We start from the raw sequence: 17,380 nt of genomic DNA, 5'->3' as shown, positions 1-17,380 counted from the left end.
GGCATGACACAACTTACAGTTAAAGCACTGAGTGAAGAAATTGGTACGCCGGTGGACCGCTTGATTGAACAACTTGCTGATGCTGGTATGGCGAAAGCGAGTGGCGACGTTGTTTCTGACGACGAAAAGCAAAAGTTACTGACTCACCTGAAAAAAGAGCACGGTGATACAAGTGGCGACGCCGAGCCGACTCGTTTAACACTGCAGCGTAAAACGCGCAGCACTCTGAGTGTGAACGCTGGCGGTGGTAAAAGTAAGAATGTTCAGGTTGAAGTGCGCAAAAAACGTACGTATGTTAAGCGCAGTACAATCGATGACGAAGCCAAACGCGAAGCGGAAGAAGCCGCTCAGCGCGAGGCGGAGCTAGCAGCCCAACGTGAAGCGGAACAAGCCGCTAAGCGTGCTGCAGAAGAGAAAGCGAAACGCGAAGCAGAAGAAAAAGCCAAGCGTGAAGCCGAAGAGAAAGCTAAACGCGAAGCAGCCCAGGCGAAAAACAAGCCTGAGCTGGATGAGCGTAAAGCTGAAGATAAAGCTAAGCAAGAAGCAGCGCGAAAAGAGGCCGACGAGCTGAAACGTCGTCAGGAAGAAGAAGCGAAGCGTAAGGCCGAAGAAGAGAGTCAGCGTCAGCTGCAGGAAGCCCGCGAATTGGCTGAAAAAAATAAAGAGCGTTGGTCTGCTGCAGAAGAGAAAAAAGGTGAGATGGAAAATACAGATTACCACGTAACGACTTCACGCTATGCCCGTGAAGCCGAAGACGAAGCAGATCGTCGCGAAGAAACCACCCCTAGACGCAAGAAGAAAAAAGCTGGCGCCAAAACGGATGACAACGATCGTGGCGCACGCAGCCCTCGCGGCGGCAGAGGCGGACGTAAAGGCAAACTGGCTAAGCCAGCCAAACCGGCCTCTATGCAGCACGGTTTCGATAAAACCGCAACCGTTGCCAAGCAGGACGTTGTGATCGGCGAAACCATTGTGGTTTCAGAGCTGGCTAATAAGATGTCTGTCAAAGCGACTGAAGTGATCAAAGTGATGATGAAACTTGGCGCGATGGCAACCATCAACCAGGTGATCGATCAGGAAACGGCACAATTAGTGGCGGAAGAGATGGGTCACAAGGTGGTTCTGCGTAAAGAGAATGAACTGGAAGAGTCAGTGCTGTCTGATCGTGACAGCAATGCCGAATCCGTTCCTCGCGCACCTGTTGTTACCATCATGGGTCACGTTGACCACGGTAAGACATCGACGCTGGACTACATCCGTCGTGCTCACGTAGCGTCAGGCGAAGCGGGTGGTATTACCCAGCACATCGGTGCATACCACGTTGAAACCGACAACGGAATGATCACCTTCCTGGATACTCCTGGACACGCCGCGTTTACCGCAATGCGTGCCCGTGGTGCTCAGGCGACCGATATCGTTGTTCTGGTTGTTGCAGCCGATGACGGCGTTATGCCTCAAACCATCGAAGCGATTCAGCACGCCAAAGCGGCTGGTGTTCCTCTGATTGTTGCGGTCAACAAGATCGATAAAGAAGAAGCCAACCCGGACAACGTGAAAAACGAACTGGCGCAATACGATGTTATCCCTGAAGAGTGGGGCGGTGAGAACATGTTTGTTCACATCTCAGCCAAACAGGGTACTAATATCGATGCACTGCTGGAGACCATCCTGCTGCAAGCGGAAGTTCTGGAACTGACCGCGGTAGAAGAAGGTATGGCTTCGGGCGTTGTTGTTGAATCTCGTCTGGACAAAGGTCGTGGTCCGATTGCGACTGTACTGGTTCAGTCTGGTACCTTGCGTAAAGGCGACATCGTACTGTGTGGCCAGGAATATGGCCGCGTTCGTGCCATGCGCGATGAGACCGGTGAGGAAGTTACCGAAGCGGGTCCATCTATCCCGGTAGAGATCCTGGGTCTGTCTGGTGTACCGGCAGCCGGTGACGAAGCGACCGTAGTACGTGATGAACGTAAAGCGCGTGAAGTAGCCAACTACCGCCAAGGTAAATTCCGTGAAGTGAAACTGGCTCGTCAGCAGAAAGCGAAACTGGAAAACATGTTCTCGAACATGACTGCCGGTGAAGTGGCTGAACTGAACGTAGTACTGAAAGCAGACGTACAAGGTTCTGTTGAAGCGATTGCCGATTCACTACGCAAGCTGTCTACCGATGAAGTGAAAGTCTCTATCGTTGGCTCTGGTGTGGGTGGTATTACGGAAACTGATGCCGTACTGGCTGCTGCGTCTAACGCTATCGTACTAGGCTTTAACGTCCGTGCTGATGCGTCTGCACGCCGCACTATCGAAGCAGAAAACCTGGATCTGCGTTACTACTCGATCATCTACCAGCTGATCGACGAAGTGAAGCAAGCCATGAGTGGTATGCTGGCACCAGAATTCAAGCAAGAGATCATTGGTCTGGCTGAAGTTCGTGATGTATTTAAGTCGCCTAAACTGGGCGCGATCGCGGGCTGTATGGTTACTGAGGGTCTGATCAAGCGTAATAACCCTATCCGCGTACTGCGTGATAACGTGGTTATCTACGAAGGTGAGCTTGAATCACTGCGCCGCTTTAAAGACGATGTACAAGAAGTCAAGAGCGGTTACGAATGTGGTATCGGTGTTAAGAACTACAACGATGTACGCGTTGGCGACCAGATCGAGGTATTCGAGACGGTTGAAATTAAGCGTACTATCGACTAATTGACTAAAATTGCTGTCAAGGCAGCAATGGTAGGTTGTTAAATACGCCATGGGGGGCTGGGTGAAACCATCCCCCCATTCTTGCTATTTGTGAGTAAAGATATGTCAAAAGAATTTAGCCGCACGCAGCGCGTGGCACAGCAGCTGCAAAAAGAACTGGCCATGATCCTGCAACGGGAAATCCGTGATTCTCGCCTGGGTATGGTCACCATCTCGGATGTGGAAGTGTCCCGGGACCTGGCCTATGCCAAAGTGTTCGTCACGTTTCTTTGTGTTGGTGAACAAACACCAGAAAGTTGTCTGACTGCATTGCGCGAGCACGAAGCTCATATCCGCATGATGTTGGGCAAGCGCATTCGTCTGCGCCTGACGCCGGAAGTGCGCTTCCATTACGACAATACTCTGGTCGAGGGGATGCGTATGTCTAACCTGGTGACAGAAGTCGTTAACCAGGATAAACAGAAACAGCAGCAGTCTGATCGCGAGGACGAAGAGTAATGGCGCGCCGTCGTAAAGGTCGTCCGGTCGACGGCATAGTGTTGTTGGATAAGCCAACTGGAATTTCCTCGAACGACGCGCTGCAAAAAGTCAAACGGATCTATTTTGCGGAAAAAGCCGGCCATACTGGCGCTCTGGATCCGCTGGCGACCGGTATGCTGCCGATCTGCCTGGGTGAAGCGACCAAGTTTTCCCAGTTTTTGCTCGATTCGGATAAACGCTACCGGGTGATTGCAAAGCTCGGCGAACGCACTAACACCTCAGATTCTGATGGTGAAGTGGTTGAAACTCGTCCGGTGAACGTGGAGCAGGACCAGCTTGAGGCGTGTATCGAACGTTTTCGCGGTGAAACCGATCAGGTGCCGTCAATGTTCTCGGCGCTTAAATACCAGGGTCGACCGCTGTACGAATATGCCCGTGAAGGTGTTGAAGTACCCCGTGAAGCGCGCAAAATTACCGTCTACGATATCCGATTACTCCGCTTTGCAGCGGATGAAGTGGAGATGGAAGTGCACTGCTCGAAAGGCACTTACATCCGTACCATCGTCGATGACCTGGGGGAGATGCTCGGCTGTGGCGCACACGTCACTATGCTGCGCCGCACCGCGGTTGCGGATTACCCTTATGAGCGCATGTTGACCTTGGAGCAGCTGGAAGAGTTGCTGGATCAGGCGAAACGCCAGGATAAGGCACCGCGCGAACTGCTGGACCCGCTATTACTGCCGATGGACTCTGCCGTCCAGTCGCTGCCCGAGGTTAACCTGATCCCCGAACTGGCGGATATGGTCCAGCACGGCCAGCCGGTGCAGGTCATGGGCGCGCCCTGCGAGGGCAGTGTGCGTTTGACCAGCGGCGAGGAAAAGCTATTCCTTGGTGTTGGTGAGATGAACGATGATGGAAAAATCGCGCCGAAACGACTGGTGGTTTTTCGCCATCAGGAGTCTGAGTGAGTACAAAAAAGCCGAAGCGAATGCTTCGGCTTTTTCTATTGAATGATATCCGCCTGTTTAAGTAGCTGGCGTAGTTGGTCAGCCCGTTTGCGGTTGACGCCGAAATCAGAATAGCCGACCCTGGACTGCGAACGAACCAGCAGCTGTTCACCGTCTACTCTTAGCTCCAGGTCGTCAACAAACCTCAGCCATCTGCTGGTACACTCAATTCTCAGATAGTCGCTTTGCTTGTCGGCGGTTTTTGCCCCGGGCAACTGCAGCGCGGCCTGCTCGATAGCGTCAATGGTGGCCTCTTGCTTGAGTTGAAATGGTGCCAGTTGAAACTCCTGGCGACTGTCCTGGGTAGAGACGCAATTGGGTTTATCGCCACAAGGCTGGGCGGTGCGGTCAGTCATCTCTGTTACTCCTTGGCTGCAACCGGTGAGCGTGGCCACCAGTATAGCGGTCGAAAAATGTGGTCTGCTAGCAAAAAGCATTCGATTTGAGTTCCTGTTATGGCGATAAAATACGGCTGAAATCAAAAGGGATCCGGTTAGGATCCCTCAATTTTTGCGGCGGTTACAGTTCCAGGTAGTCGAGAATACCCTCGGCGGCTTTACGGCCTTCGTCAATGGCAGTGACCACCAGATCAGAACCCCGCACTGCGTCGCCACCGGCAAAGATTTTCTCATTGCTGGTCTGGAACATGAAGCTCTGCTCCGAGGCGGCTTTAATACGTCCCCACTGATCCAGCTCAACGCCGTACGGCTCTAACCACTCCATTTGATGTGGCTGGAAACCAAACGCCATAATAACCGCATCAGCCGCCAAGACGTGTTCACTGCCTTTGACCGGTTCAGGACGACGACGGCCAGCTTGATCCGGCTCACCCAGCGCCGTTTTCACCACTTTAACCCCGCTGACTTTGCCATTAGCATCCACTTCGATTGCCAGCGGTTGCAGGTTGAACATAAAGTCGACGCCTTCTTCTTTGGCGTTCTTCACTTCGCGGCGTGAGCCGGGCATGTTGGCTTCGTCACGGCGGTAGGCACAGATGACATTGCTGGCCCCCTGGCGAATTGAAGTACGCACACAGTCCATGGCGGTATCACCCCCGCCAAGTACTACGACTTTCTTGCCGGCCATATCGATATAGGGCTGATCTGTATCCAGATTCATCACTTTATAGGTATTGGAGATCAAAAACGGCAACGCGTCATAAACGCCTTTGGCATCTTCGTTATCCAGTCCGGCACGCATGTATTTGTAGGTGCCGACACCGAGGAATACCGCGTCATAATCATCCAGTAGTTGCTGCATGGCGATGTCTTTGCCGATTTCGGTATTGAGCTGGAATTCGACCCCCATTTCAGAGAATACCCGACGACGGTTTTCCATCACGCCTTTTTCCAGCTTAAACGACGGAATTCCGAAGGTGAGCAGGCCGCCGATTTCCGGGTAACGGTCGAATACCACCGGTTTGACGCCATTGCGCACCAGCACGTCGGCGGCGGCCAACCCGGCGGGACCGGCACCTATGATGGCGACTTTCCGGTCTGTCCATTCCACGTTGGACATATCCGGCTTCCAGCCCATCTCAAACGCTTTGTCGGTGATGTACTTTTCGATATTACCGATCGTCACCGCGCCAAAGTCGTCATTAAGGGTACAGGCACCTTCACACAAGCGGTCCTGCGGGCAGACCCGGCCACAGACTTCCGGCAAGCTGTTGGTCTGGTGAGACAGCTCAACCGCCTCCAGGATCCGTCCTTCGTTGGCCAGTTTCAGCCACTGAGGAATGTAGTTGTGTACCGGACATTTCCACTCACAGTATGGGTTACCACAATCCAGGCAGCGATCCGCCTGGGCCGTGGCCTGCTGTTTGGTAAAGGGTTCGTAGATTTCGACAAACTCAATTTTGCGTACCGACACAGGTTTTTTAGCCGGGTCTACGCGTTGAACATCAATAAATTGGTATACATTCTGGCTCATTATTCTCGCTCCTTACATCCTTTACTGGGCTTGAACGCGCAGTTCAGCTGCGCTTCGGCTTTGATGACCCAGCAAGGTGTTCAGGTCTGCAGCCTGTGGTTTCACCAGGTAGAATTTTGGAATCCATTCATCAAAGTTTGCCAGAATATCTTCTGCATAGGCAGAACCGGTCTCCTCCAGATGTTCGGCAATCAGACCGCGCAGATGCTCCTGGTGGATATAAAGGTCGGCCAGGGATATCGCTTCAACCGATTCATTGTTCACCCGACCGGTAAAGTCGTTATTCTGGTCAAGGACGTAAGCAAATCCTCCGGTCATCCCTGCACCGAAGTTCACTCCGGTCGCGCCAAGGATCGCGACAATACCACCGGTCATGTATTCGCAGGCGTTGTCGCCGGCGCCCTCTATTACCGCGATGGTGCCTGAGTTACGCACCGCAAAACGCTCACCAGCTGTACCGGCAGCGAACAGTTTGCCGCCGGTGGCTCCGTACAAACAGGTATTACCGATAATGGTCGCATCCTGACATTTGAACGCTGTACCGAGATGCGGCTTGATCACAATCTTACCGCCGGCCATGCCTTTGCCGACATAGTCGTTGGCGTCACCGGTCAGGTACAGTTCCACACCACCGGCATTCCAGACGCCGAATGACTGACCGGCTGTGCCATCGAGATGGATTTTGACCGGCGTGGCAGCCATGCCCTGGTTACCGTAACGCTGGGCGATTTCACCCGACAGGCGGGCACCGACAGAGCGGTCGGTATTGATCACATCGTAATAAAGGTTAACCGACTGACGCGCCTCCAGTGCCACCTGGGCATCGTCGACGATCTTCTGATTCAGGGCCGCTTTATCAAATGGTGTGTTTACTTCCGTCCAGTGCAGCGGGTGACCTTGTGGCGACACCGGTGCAGTCAGGATGCCGGACAGATCCAATTTGGTCTGTTTAGCGGTCATGCCATTGACGGTTTCCAGCAGGTCAGTGCGGCCAATCAGGTCGGTCAGTTTTTCCACTCCCAGCTCGGCCAGCAGCTCACGCACTTCATCAGCCAAGCCAGTGAAGTAGTTGACCACGTTTTCTGGCAGGCCTTTAAAATACTCTTTTCGCAGCGTTTCATCCTGGGTGGCAACCCCGGTGGCACAGTTATTCAGGTGACAGATTCGCAGGAACTTACAGCCCATTGCCACCATAGGTGCGGTGCCAAAGCCGAAGCTTTCTGCGCCGAGAATCGCTCCCTTGACCACATCCAGGCCGGTTTTCAGCCCGCCATCGACCTGTAGACGAATTTTATGTCGCAGGCCGTTGGCGACCAGTGCCTGCTGAGTTTCTGCCAGACCCAGTTCCCATGGGCTGCCGGCGTATTTCACTGAGGTAAGCGGGCTGGCCGCGGTACCGCCGTCATAGCCGGAGATAGTGATAAGGTCGGCATAAGCTTTGGCCACACCGGTTGCGATGGTGCCGACTCCCGGTTCCGACACCAGTTTGACCGACACCAGCGCTTTCGGATTAACCTGTTTGAGGTCAAAAATCAGCTGGGCCAGGTCTTCTATTGAATAGATGTCGTGGTGCGGTGGTGGTGAAATCAGCGTCACCCCTTGCACCGAATAACGCAGCTTGGCGATTTCGGCGGTCACCTTGTGTCCCGGTAACTGACCCCCTTCGCCGGGCTTCGCGCCCTGGGCGACTTTAATCTGCAACACGTCAGCATTGATCAGGTAATGGGGGGTTACACCGAACCGGCCTGAGGCGATCTGTTTAATACGTGAGTTACGCTCGGTACCAAAGCGACGAGGATCCTCGCCACCTTCGCCAGAGTTGGAATAACCACCAAGACGGTTCATGGCTATCGCCAGCGCTTCGTGCGCTTCCGGGCTCAGGGCTCCAATCGACATGGCGGCAGAATCGAACCGTTTGAACAGTTCGGTGCGCGGCTCAATTTGTTCCAGTGGCAACGGGGTGTCAGCTTTTTTCAGTTTCATCAGGTCACGCAGCATGGCGACCGGACGGGCATTTACATTGCTGGCATAGGTTTTATAGTCGCAGTTCTGGCCCGATTTAACCGCGGTTTGCAAGGTCGCAACCACGTCCGGATTATAGGCGTGATACTCGCCGCCATGAACGTATTTCAGCAGGCCACCATGGTCGATAGGCTTGCGTTTTGCCCAGGCTTTGCGCGACAGGTTATACAGATCCTGCTGAAAATCATCAAAGCTGGCACCCTGAATACGGGTCGTCACGCCACTGAAACAGAGGTCGACCACATCCTGGTGCAAACCCACTGCTTCAAACAACTGTGAACAGCGATAAGAAGCGACGGTGGAGATACCCATCTTGGACATGATCTTATACAGCCCCTTATCAATGCCGTACTGGTAGTTCTGCATCACTTCGCGGTAGCTCTTATCCAGCCCGCCTTCGTCGATGATCTTACCCAGCGCTTCGTAGGCCAGATATGGATAAATCGCGGTGGCGCCAAAGCCGAGCAGCACGGCAAACTGGTGTGGGTCGCGTGCGGTGGCCGTTTCGACAATGATGTTGGCATCACAGCGCAAATTGGCACTGGCCAGCCGGGACTGGACCGCTCCGACGGCCATTGCCGCCGGGATAGGCAGCTTGCCTTTCACCAGGGCTCGGTCAGACAGCACCACCAGTACGGTACCCTGGCGCACCACCTGTTCTGCCTGATCACACAGGGCGACGATGGCCTGCTGCAGATCCTGCTGCTGCGGATCATAGTTGATGTCTAAGATGGTATTGCGATAGTGCTTGTCGCTCAGTTCCAGCAACTGTTGCATATCTGAGTAGAGCAGTACCGGGGAGCCGAACGTGACCCGGTAGGCGTGGCCATCAGTTTCGCAGAAGACGTTCATCTCCTGGCCAACACTGGTAGCCAGTGACATGACATGTTTTTCCCGTAACGGGTCAATCGGCGGGTTGGTTACCTGGGCAAACTTCTGTCTGAAGTAGTCGGTGACCAGTCTTTCCTTGGAGGACAATACCGCCATCGGCGTGTCATCACCCATCGAACCAACCGCTTCCTGACCCATATCGCCCAGCACGCGCAATACATGATCCATCTCTTCGTTGGTCATGGCGAACTGCTTCTGGTAGGTTTTCAGCTGATTGTCATCGAAGCTGCGCTCACCGACCTGCTCGTCGGGCAGGTCAGAAAATGGGGTGAGTTTGTGGACATTGTTTTCCATCCACTGGCGGTATGGATGGCGGCTCTTCAGGTCGTTGTCGATTTCGCTCGATTGCCACAATTTACCGCGACGGGTATCCACCACCAGTAATTCGCCGGGACCGACCCGGCCTTTTTCTGCCACTTCATCCGGGGCGTAGTTCCAGATACCCACTTCAGAGGCCAGGGTGATCAGCTTATCTTTGGTGATCACATAGCGCGCCGGGCGCAGGCCATTGCGGTCTAAGTTACAGGCTGCGTAGCGGCCGTCGGACAACACGATCCCAGCCGGACCATCCCACGGCTCCATATGTTTGGAGTTGAAATCATAAAACGCGCGCAGATCTTCATCCATATCCGGGTGGTTCTGCCATGCTGGCGGTACCAGCATGCGCATGGCGCGAAAGATATCCATACCACCGGCCAGGAACAGATCCAGCATGTTGTCCAGGCTGGATGAGTCAGAACCGGTCTCGTTGACAAACGGCGCTGCGGTTTGCAGATCGGGTAGCAGCGGAGAGGCAAACTTGTAAGCCCGCGCTTTCGCCCATTGACGGTTGCCCTCAATGGTATTGATCTCGCCGTTGTGCGCCAGGTAGCGGAACGGTTGTGCCAGTGGCCAGCGCGGCTGGGTGTTGGTTGAGAAGCGCTGGTGGAACAGACAAATGGCCGCTTCCATCCGTAAATCTGCCAGGTCGAGATAAAAGCGCGGCAGGTCTGCCGGCATACAGAGACCTTTATAAACAATCACCTGGGTAGACAAACTACAGATATAAAAATCGCTGTCGTCGGTGATCTGTTTTTCAATTCGCCGGCGGGCAATATAGAGGCGACGCTCAATGTCACGTTCACGCCAGCCAGCCGGGGCGGAAATAAACACTTGTTGAATGTTCGGTACCGATTCCGACGCGATCGGCCCCAGAACGTTGACATTGGTCGGTACATTACGCCAGCCGGAAACGGTCAGCGTTTCCTGAGCGAGTTCTTTGTTGATGATGTCTTGTGCCGCCTGGGCTTTGACCGGATCCTGGCTGAAAAAGATCATGCCGATGGCGTACTGTTTGCCCAGGGTGAAGCCGAGTTCGTCGGCGATAAGTCTCAGGTAGGAGTCGGGCTTTTGCAGCAACAGACCACAGCCATCACCAGTTTTTCCATCAGCGGCGATGCCGCCACGGTGCGTCATGCGGTCAAGTGCAGAGATGGCGGTGCGGACCAGCTTATGACTGGGTTGTCCTTCCATGTGCGCGATCAAGCCAAATCCACAGTTGTCTTTTTCAAGACTTGGATCGTATAGAGCCATTGCAATTCTCCCTTTGCTTCTCTGTCATCCAGACAGTAAATGACTAGCTATGCAGTATAATTGTTATATATCTTATATTTATGCAATAAATAGGCATTAAAATTGTAACAAGTTGGTTGGTTTTTATTATCATTGACTTCACAACGTATAGCTAATTATAAAAAAGGTCAAGTTGTTAGTGATTGATCGCGTTGATAAGGGATTTCACCTTTATTTGTCTGAATATCTCTATAAAATTCAAATAGATAAAAAAGATAATGTTGCAAAGTTGTAAAATTGAAGGGCCGGAAATAAAAAAGACCAGCGTTAAACACTGGTCAAATCAAAACGTTGGAAGGAATAGTTGTTGGGAAAACGGCCAAACTAGCGCGTGCTAAGTCTGGCCGTTAGCGGTTAAGCGGAAAGCATCAGGGAATCAGCTTTCGCTTCCAGGTTAGTGCCGCCCATCAGGTATGCATCGATTTCACGGGCACATTCGCGTCCTTCATTGATGCAACGTACCACCAGTGACTGACCAGTGCGCATATCACCTGCGGCGAATACGCCAGCCTGGCTAGTCTGGAAGCCCTGGGTTGCCACGTTACCGCGTTCATCCAGTTTGATATCCAGTTGAGCCAGTACGCCAGTCGGTTCCGGATGCAAGAAGCCCATCGCCAGGAAGGCCATATCACATGGAATGACTCGCTCCGAATTGGCCACTTCTTCAAAGCCGGGACGTTCACCGGGTTTTGCGTCCTGCCAGACGATGTCGGCAATACGTAAACCAGTGACTTCGCCTTTGTCGTTACCGATAAACTCTTTGGTCAGAATATTCCAGTGACGCTCACAGCCTTCTTCGTGAGAAGTGGTGGTTTTCATGATCATCGGATACTGAGGCCAAGGCATGTTGGCCGGACGTTTTTCTGGTGGGATCGGCATGATCTCTACTTGGGTGATGCTGGCCGCTTTATGACGGTTTGATGTACCGACACAGTCAGAACCGGTATCACCACCACCAATAACCACAACATGTTTGCCTTTGGCGTGAATTTCTTCACCTTTCAGATCCATGTCGTTGGCGCGGCGGTTATTTTGCGCCAGGAATTCCATCGCAAAGTGAACGCCTTTCAGCTCACGGCCTGGGACAGGAAGATCGCGCGGCACAGTAGAACCACCGGTCAGCAGTACCACATCAAACTCCTGACGAAGCTGCTGTGCGTTGACATCAACCCCAACGTGTTGGTTGACTTTGAATTCCACCCCGGCTTCTGCCATCAGGTTGATCTTACGATCGATGACATCCATACCCAGTTTAAAGTCCGGGATACCAAAGCGCAGCAGGCCGCCGACTTTTTCATCACGCTCGAATACCGTAACCGAGTGGCCGGCACTGTTGAGCTGTTCCGCCGCTGCCAAACCGGCAGGGCCGGAACCGATGATCGCAACTGTTTTACCAGTGCGGGTACGCGGTGTCTTTGGTTTAGCGTACCCTTCGCGGTACGCCGTTTCCACGATGGTTTTCTCGATGTTACAGATGGTGATCGGGTCCTGGTTGATACCAAGTACACAAGCACTTTCACATGGAGAAGGGCAGACACGACCGGTGAACTCAGGGAAGTTGTTGGTCGAGCTCAGAATATTCCAGGCTTCTTCCCAGCTATCGCGGTAAACCGCGTCATTGAATTCAGGGATGATGTTGCCAATCGGGCAGCCGCTGTGACAGAACGGCACACCACAGTCCATACAACGAGACGCCTGAGTATTGATCTTGTCGCCAAACTCTTCGTTAAGTACGAACTCTTTGTTGTTTTCGATGCGAACTGCTGGGTCGAGCTTCTTCGGAAGCTCGCGACCATGTTCTAAAAATCCAGTAGGCTTACCCATTATACTGCCTCCACTTGTTCCGTTTGTGCCTGCTCAGCGTCAGCTTTACGTTTTTGAAGCACCGCTTTGTAGTCGCGCGGCATGACCTTAACCAGAGAGGCCAAGCTGGCTTCAAAGTTGTCGAGGAAAGACTGTGCTACTTCACTTCCTGTGAACTCGACATGCTTAGTCAGCATCTCTTTAAGCAGAACTTTATCTTGCTGCTCAATTGGATCCAGGTCGACAAGTTCAGGGTTAAGCTTGGATTCAAAATCACCCGCGGTATCCCAAACGTAAGCGACACCACCACTCATACCCGCCGCAAAGTTACGACCAGTTGAGCCAAGGATTAGGGCAACACCGCCAGTCATGTATTCACAACCGTGGTCACCGACACCTTCGACCACCACTTTGGCACCCGAGTTACGAACACAGAAACGTTCGCCAGCCATACCGCGAATGTATGACTCGCCAGACGTCGCACCGTAGAAACAGACGTTACCGACCACGATGTTATCTTCAGCGACTATGGTCGACTTCGCGTCTGGGTAGAGCACCAGAGTACCGCCAGACAGGCCTTTACCCCAGTAGTCATTGGCATCACCTTCCACTTCGAATTTGACACCTTTAGCCAGGAATGCACCAAACGACTGACCGGCTGAACCTTTGAACTTAACGTTCATTGGCTGTGGCAGACCCTGATCTTTGTACACTTTGGATATTTCGTTCGACAGCATGGTACCGGCTGAACGGTCGGTGTTGACGATTGGGAACTCAGCGTTGACCGCTTCACCTTTTTCCAGTGCCGGTATTGCAGCCTGAATCAGTTGACGGTCCAGGACCGATTCCAGGTTATGGTTCTGCTGGGTCTGGTTGTAAACGCCGTCTTCTTCACGCGGCTGCTCAATATGCAGAACCGGTGACAGATCCAGGTTTTTGTATTTCCAGTGAGCGATATCGTCACGTACTTTCAGCTTCTGTGACTGGCCAACCATCTCGTCAATGCTACGGAAGCCTAGCTCAGCCATGATTTCGCGCAGGCCTTCTGCCATATACTGGAAGAACGTCACTACGTCTTCTACGCGGCCGTCAAAACGTTCACGCAGAGTCTTGTTCTGAGTGGCGATACCGACCGGACAGGTATTTTTATGACACTTACGCATCATGATACAACCTTCAACCACTAGCGCAGCGGTCGCAACGCCCCATTCTTCGGCGCCCAGTAGTGTCGCGACAGCTAAGTCACGAGGGGTTTTCATCTGACCGTCAGACTGAACCACGATCCGGTTACGCAGGCCGTTTTTCAGTAATGTCTGGTGGGTTTCGGCCAGGCCAAGTTCCCAAGGCAGACCAGTGTGGCGAATCGATGACATTGGCGATGCGCCTGTACCGCCATCGAAGCCAGCAATCAGAACCACGTCTGCTTTGGCTTTGGCAACACCTGAGGCGATAGTACCGACACCTGCTTCCGACACCAGCTTGACGTTAACCCGACCAGCGCGGTTCGCGTTTTTCAGGTCGTAGATCAGCTGAGCCAAGTCTTCGATAGAGTAGATATCGTGGTGTGGCGGTGGCGAGATCAGACCGACCCCCGGAGTCGAGTGACGAGTTGCACCGATCCAGTCATCGACTTTATCGCCCGGCAGCTGACCACCTTCACCCGGTTTTGCACCCTGAGCCATCTTGATCTGAAGCTCATCGGCGTTAGTCAGGTAGTAGGAGGTCACACCGAAACGGCCGGATGCTACCTGCTTGATTGCAGAGCGTTCCCAGTCACCGTTCTCTTTCGGCTCGAAACGGGATGGGTCTTCACCACCTTCACCGGAGTTCGATTTCGCGCCGATGCGGTTCATCGCTACCGCCAGGGTAGAGTGGGCCTCGTATGAGATCGAGCCGAACGACATCGCACCGGTGGCGAAGCGCTTAAGAATGCTCTCGATTGGCTCAACGTCTTCCAGCGGGATAGAACCTGCCGGGTTCTTGACGAAGGCGAGCTGACTGCGCAGCGTCGCAGCGTTGTCGCCCTGGTCGTCCACGGCTTTGGCATACTGCTTAAACTGAGCGTAATCTTTGTTACGGGTTGACTGTTGCAATAGAGAAATAGTCTCTGGGTTGAACAGGTGCTTTTCACCACGCTGTTTCCACTGGTAAACCCCACCGACATCCAGTACTTGTACCGGGATTTCACGGGTTGGGAAACCAATACGGTGACGCACCAATACTTCTTTGGCAATGTCGTCGATGGTCAGGCCCTGGATACGAGAAACCGTACCGGTGAAGTATTTATCAACCACAGACTTGCTGATACCCAGTGCTTCAAAAATCTGTGCACCGTGGTAAGACTGCAGAGTTGAGATACCCATCTTAGAGAAGATCTTCAGCAGACCACCGTTAATGGCTTTGCGGTAGTTGTCAAACAGCGCTGAGATACTGGTTTCAGGGTCCAGTTTCTTAGTACGTTGTAACTCGACCATGGTCTCGATGACCAGGTACGGGTTCACCGCGTTGGCACCGTAACCAATCAGAGTGGCAAAGTGGTGTGTTTCACGTGCATCGCCGGTTTCTACCACGATGTCACATTTCGCACGCAGCCCTTTGCGGATCAGGTGGTGGTGAACCGCGCCCACGGCCAGCATCGCTGGGATAGCGGCATGGTTAGAGTTGACCGCACGATCGGTAAGCAGAATGATCGAGTAACCATCGATAACCGCATCTTCGGCATACTGACAGATACGCTTCAGTGCCCGCTCCAGTTTGCCCTGGTCTTCACTGGCCTGGAACACGATATCCAGGGTTTTCGCCTGCAGGTGCTCGTTGTCGATGGCACGCAGTTTTTCCAGCTCAGAATTAGACAGAACAGGAGATTCAAGTTCCACTTTCTGACAGTGCTGTGGTGATTCTGCCAGTAGGTTCTGATCCTTACCCAGGTAAGTGTTCAGCGACATCACCATCCGTTCACGAATCGGGTCGATCGGCGGGTTGGTAACCTGGGCAAACAGCTGCTTAAAGTAGTTAGACAGGTGTTGCGACTGGTGCGATAAAATCGCCAGCGGCCAGTCAGCGCCCATCGCGGAAAGCGGTTCTTTGCCGTCTTTCGCCATAGGAACAATAATTTCGTTCACTTCTTCTGAGCTGACACCGAATGCTTGCTGTTTGTGCAGCAGTTTCTCAGGAGAAGGCTGGTTAAATTCGTTGCTTGCGTCAGGCAGCTTTTTCAGGCTCAGCAGGTTCTCTTCCACCCACTTCTGATATGGCTGTGCGCTGGCAATGCCATCTTTCACTTCTTCATCAGAAATGATGCGGCCTTGTTCCAGGTCAGCCACAAAGATACGGCCAGGTTGCAGACGACCACGGAATTCAACGTTTTCAGGAGCAATATCCACCACGCCTGACTCTGATGCCATCACCAGGAAGTCATCTTTAGTCACTGTGTAGCGAGAAGGACGCAGACCGTTACGGTCCAGCGTTGCACCTACCTGTACGCCGTCGGTGAAACAGACAGACGCCGGCCCATCCCACGGTTCCATCACGTTGGCGTGATACTGGTAAAACGCGCGACGGGTTGGGTCCATGTTCTTGTTTTCTTGCCACGCTTCCGGGATCATCATCATTAACGCATGTGGCAGGCTACGGCCAGACAAAACCAGCAGCTCCAGCGCCATATCGAAGTTAGATGAATCCGAGCTGCCTTCCTGGCAGATTGGCAGCAGCATGTCGATCTCTGCCTGAGTGAACAGGTCAGATTCAATGATCGCCTCGCGTGCCTTCATCCAGTTCAGGTTACCGCGAACGGTGTTGATTTCACCGTTGTGGGCAATATAACGGAAAGGCTGTGCCAGACGCCATTTCGGGAATGTATTGGTAGAGAAACGTGAGTGAACCAGGGCGAGCGCGGTCACCATAGTTGGATTCTGCAGGTCGAGGAAGTACTGCGGTACTTGCTCTGTCGTCAGCTGACCTTTGTAGACCAGTGTCTTGTATGACATTGAGTTGATGTAAAAATCATCGCCAATGTTCGATACACTTTCCAGGCAGACACGAACGGTGTAGTTACGCAGAACGTACAGTTTACGTTCAAGCTCTTCCGGTGTAATCCCCGGGCCGCCAGAAATAAATACGTGCTCAAATTGAGGTTCAGTGCTCAGGGGATCGGCACCGATCATGGAGTTGTCGGTGGGCAGAACGCGGTAACCGATAACGTCCAGTTCCAGGCGTTTGGCATTGCGTTCCAGAATGTCACGACATTGGGCGCGTTTGTGTTCATCTTTAGGGAACAGTACTACGCCGACGCCATACTTTTCGAATGACGGCAGTTTAATTCCCAGTTTGACCGCTTCTTCTAACAGAAACTCGTGCGGTTTTTGAAGTAGGATACCGGCACCGTCACCGCTGCAAGGGTCACAACCCTGTCCGCCGCGGTGTTCCATACGTGCCAGCATGTCCAGTGCTTGAGTTACCACCTGATGAGATTTGCGGTTTTTCAAGTGAGCAACAAAACCGATACCACAAGCGTCATGCTCCAGTTCAGGAGTATAAAGACCTTGCGAACTTTGCACTCTATCTACCATAGATACATCCTTCCAGTTCAAAGCAGACGTAGCCATACCGACTTTTCGTCAGCATAAATACGTCTTTTACATTTTGAGTCGAAATCAGCCCTGCCGGACCGATCTGAATCCTTTCCGTCTCCCACAGGAAAAATTTTGTGAGAAAAACATTCCTTGGTGATATCCCTGTTTTCTTGGTCACTTTTTAGTGATTTATTTTGGTGGGTTGGGTATATCGCCGAGTTTTCTGAATTATTTATGTAATGAATTCTACAAAATAAAGAGAAAACTGTAAGTATCCTACAATTTACTGCACGTTGATTGCAATCAAAACTAGGCCCTCACGCAAAGAAATTTGGGCAAAAAATGAATAATTTGTTTAACAAATTG

The 17,380-nt window shown here is 52.6% G+C and carries 8 protein-coding genes; 3 read left to right on the top strand and 5 right to left on the bottom strand.

The window, feature by feature from the left end; translation table 11 throughout:
- The first annotated feature begins 3 nt into the window (after positions 1-3).
- From infB to truB, 3 genes are all read left to right on the top strand, one after another.
- Positions 4-2,697 (top strand): translation initiation factor IF-2, encoded by a 2,694-nt coding sequence (gene infB / locus ACQY6F_RS00410; protein WP_428771331.1) that lies wholly within the window; start codon positions 4-6, stop codon positions 2,695-2,697.
- A 102-nt stretch (positions 2,698-2,799) separates the two neighbouring features.
- A complete protein-coding gene (gene rbfA / locus ACQY6F_RS00405; RefSeq protein ID WP_428771329.1) occupies positions 2,800-3,195 on the top strand; it encodes a 30S ribosome-binding factor RbfA in 396 nt (131 codons plus the stop codon).
- Positions 3,195-4,145, top strand: a complete 951-nt coding sequence (gene truB / locus ACQY6F_RS00400; protein ID WP_428771327.1) for a tRNA pseudouridine(55) synthase TruB — start codon at positions 3,195-3,197, stop codon at positions 4,143-4,145. The genes rbfA and truB overlap by 1 nt, the downstream gene beginning before the upstream one ends.
- Positions 4,146-4,180: 35 nt before the next feature.
- Here the strand turns inward: truB and ACQY6F_RS00395 are convergent, their stop codons facing one another.
- The 5 genes from ACQY6F_RS00395 to gltB (ACQY6F_RS00375) form a co-directional block, all read right to left on the bottom strand.
- Positions 4,181-4,621: a DUF1499 domain-containing protein gene (locus ACQY6F_RS00395; RefSeq protein ID WP_428771325.1), complete on the bottom strand. Its 441-nt coding sequence runs from the start codon at positions 4,619-4,621 to the stop codon at positions 4,181-4,183.
- 82 nt (positions 4,622-4,703) lie between these two features.
- Positions 4,704-6,116, bottom strand: a complete 1,413-nt coding sequence (locus tag ACQY6F_RS00390) for an FAD-dependent oxidoreductase (RefSeq protein WP_428771323.1) — start codon at positions 6,114-6,116, stop codon at positions 4,704-4,706.
- Between the two features lie 21 nt (positions 6,117-6,137).
- Positions 6,138-10,601, bottom strand: a complete 4,464-nt coding sequence (gene gltB, locus ACQY6F_RS00385; protein ID WP_428771321.1) for a glutamate synthase large subunit — start codon at positions 10,599-10,601, stop codon at positions 6,138-6,140.
- A 393-nt stretch (positions 10,602-10,994) separates the two neighbouring features.
- Entirely contained in the window at positions 10,995-12,464 is a 1,470-nt protein-coding gene (locus ACQY6F_RS00380) for a glutamate synthase subunit beta (RefSeq protein ID WP_428771319.1), read from the bottom strand.
- The gene (gene gltB, locus ACQY6F_RS00375) at positions 12,464-17,011 is read right to left on the bottom strand and encodes a glutamate synthase large subunit (RefSeq protein ID WP_428771317.1); all 4,548 of its coding nucleotides are present in this window, start codon (positions 17,009-17,011) and stop codon (positions 12,464-12,466) included. Before gltB (ACQY6F_RS00375) ends, ACQY6F_RS00380 begins: the two co-directional genes overlap by 1 nt.
- Positions 17,012-17,380: the final 369 nt, after the last annotated feature.

It is taken from the genome of Vibrio sp. (assembly GCF_050299255.1).
GTDB lineage: Bacteria > Pseudomonadota > Gammaproteobacteria > Enterobacterales > Vibrionaceae > Vibrio.
The sequence above is the reverse complement of the archived record's forward strand: the minus strand, read 5'-3'. Positions and strand labels throughout refer to the sequence as shown.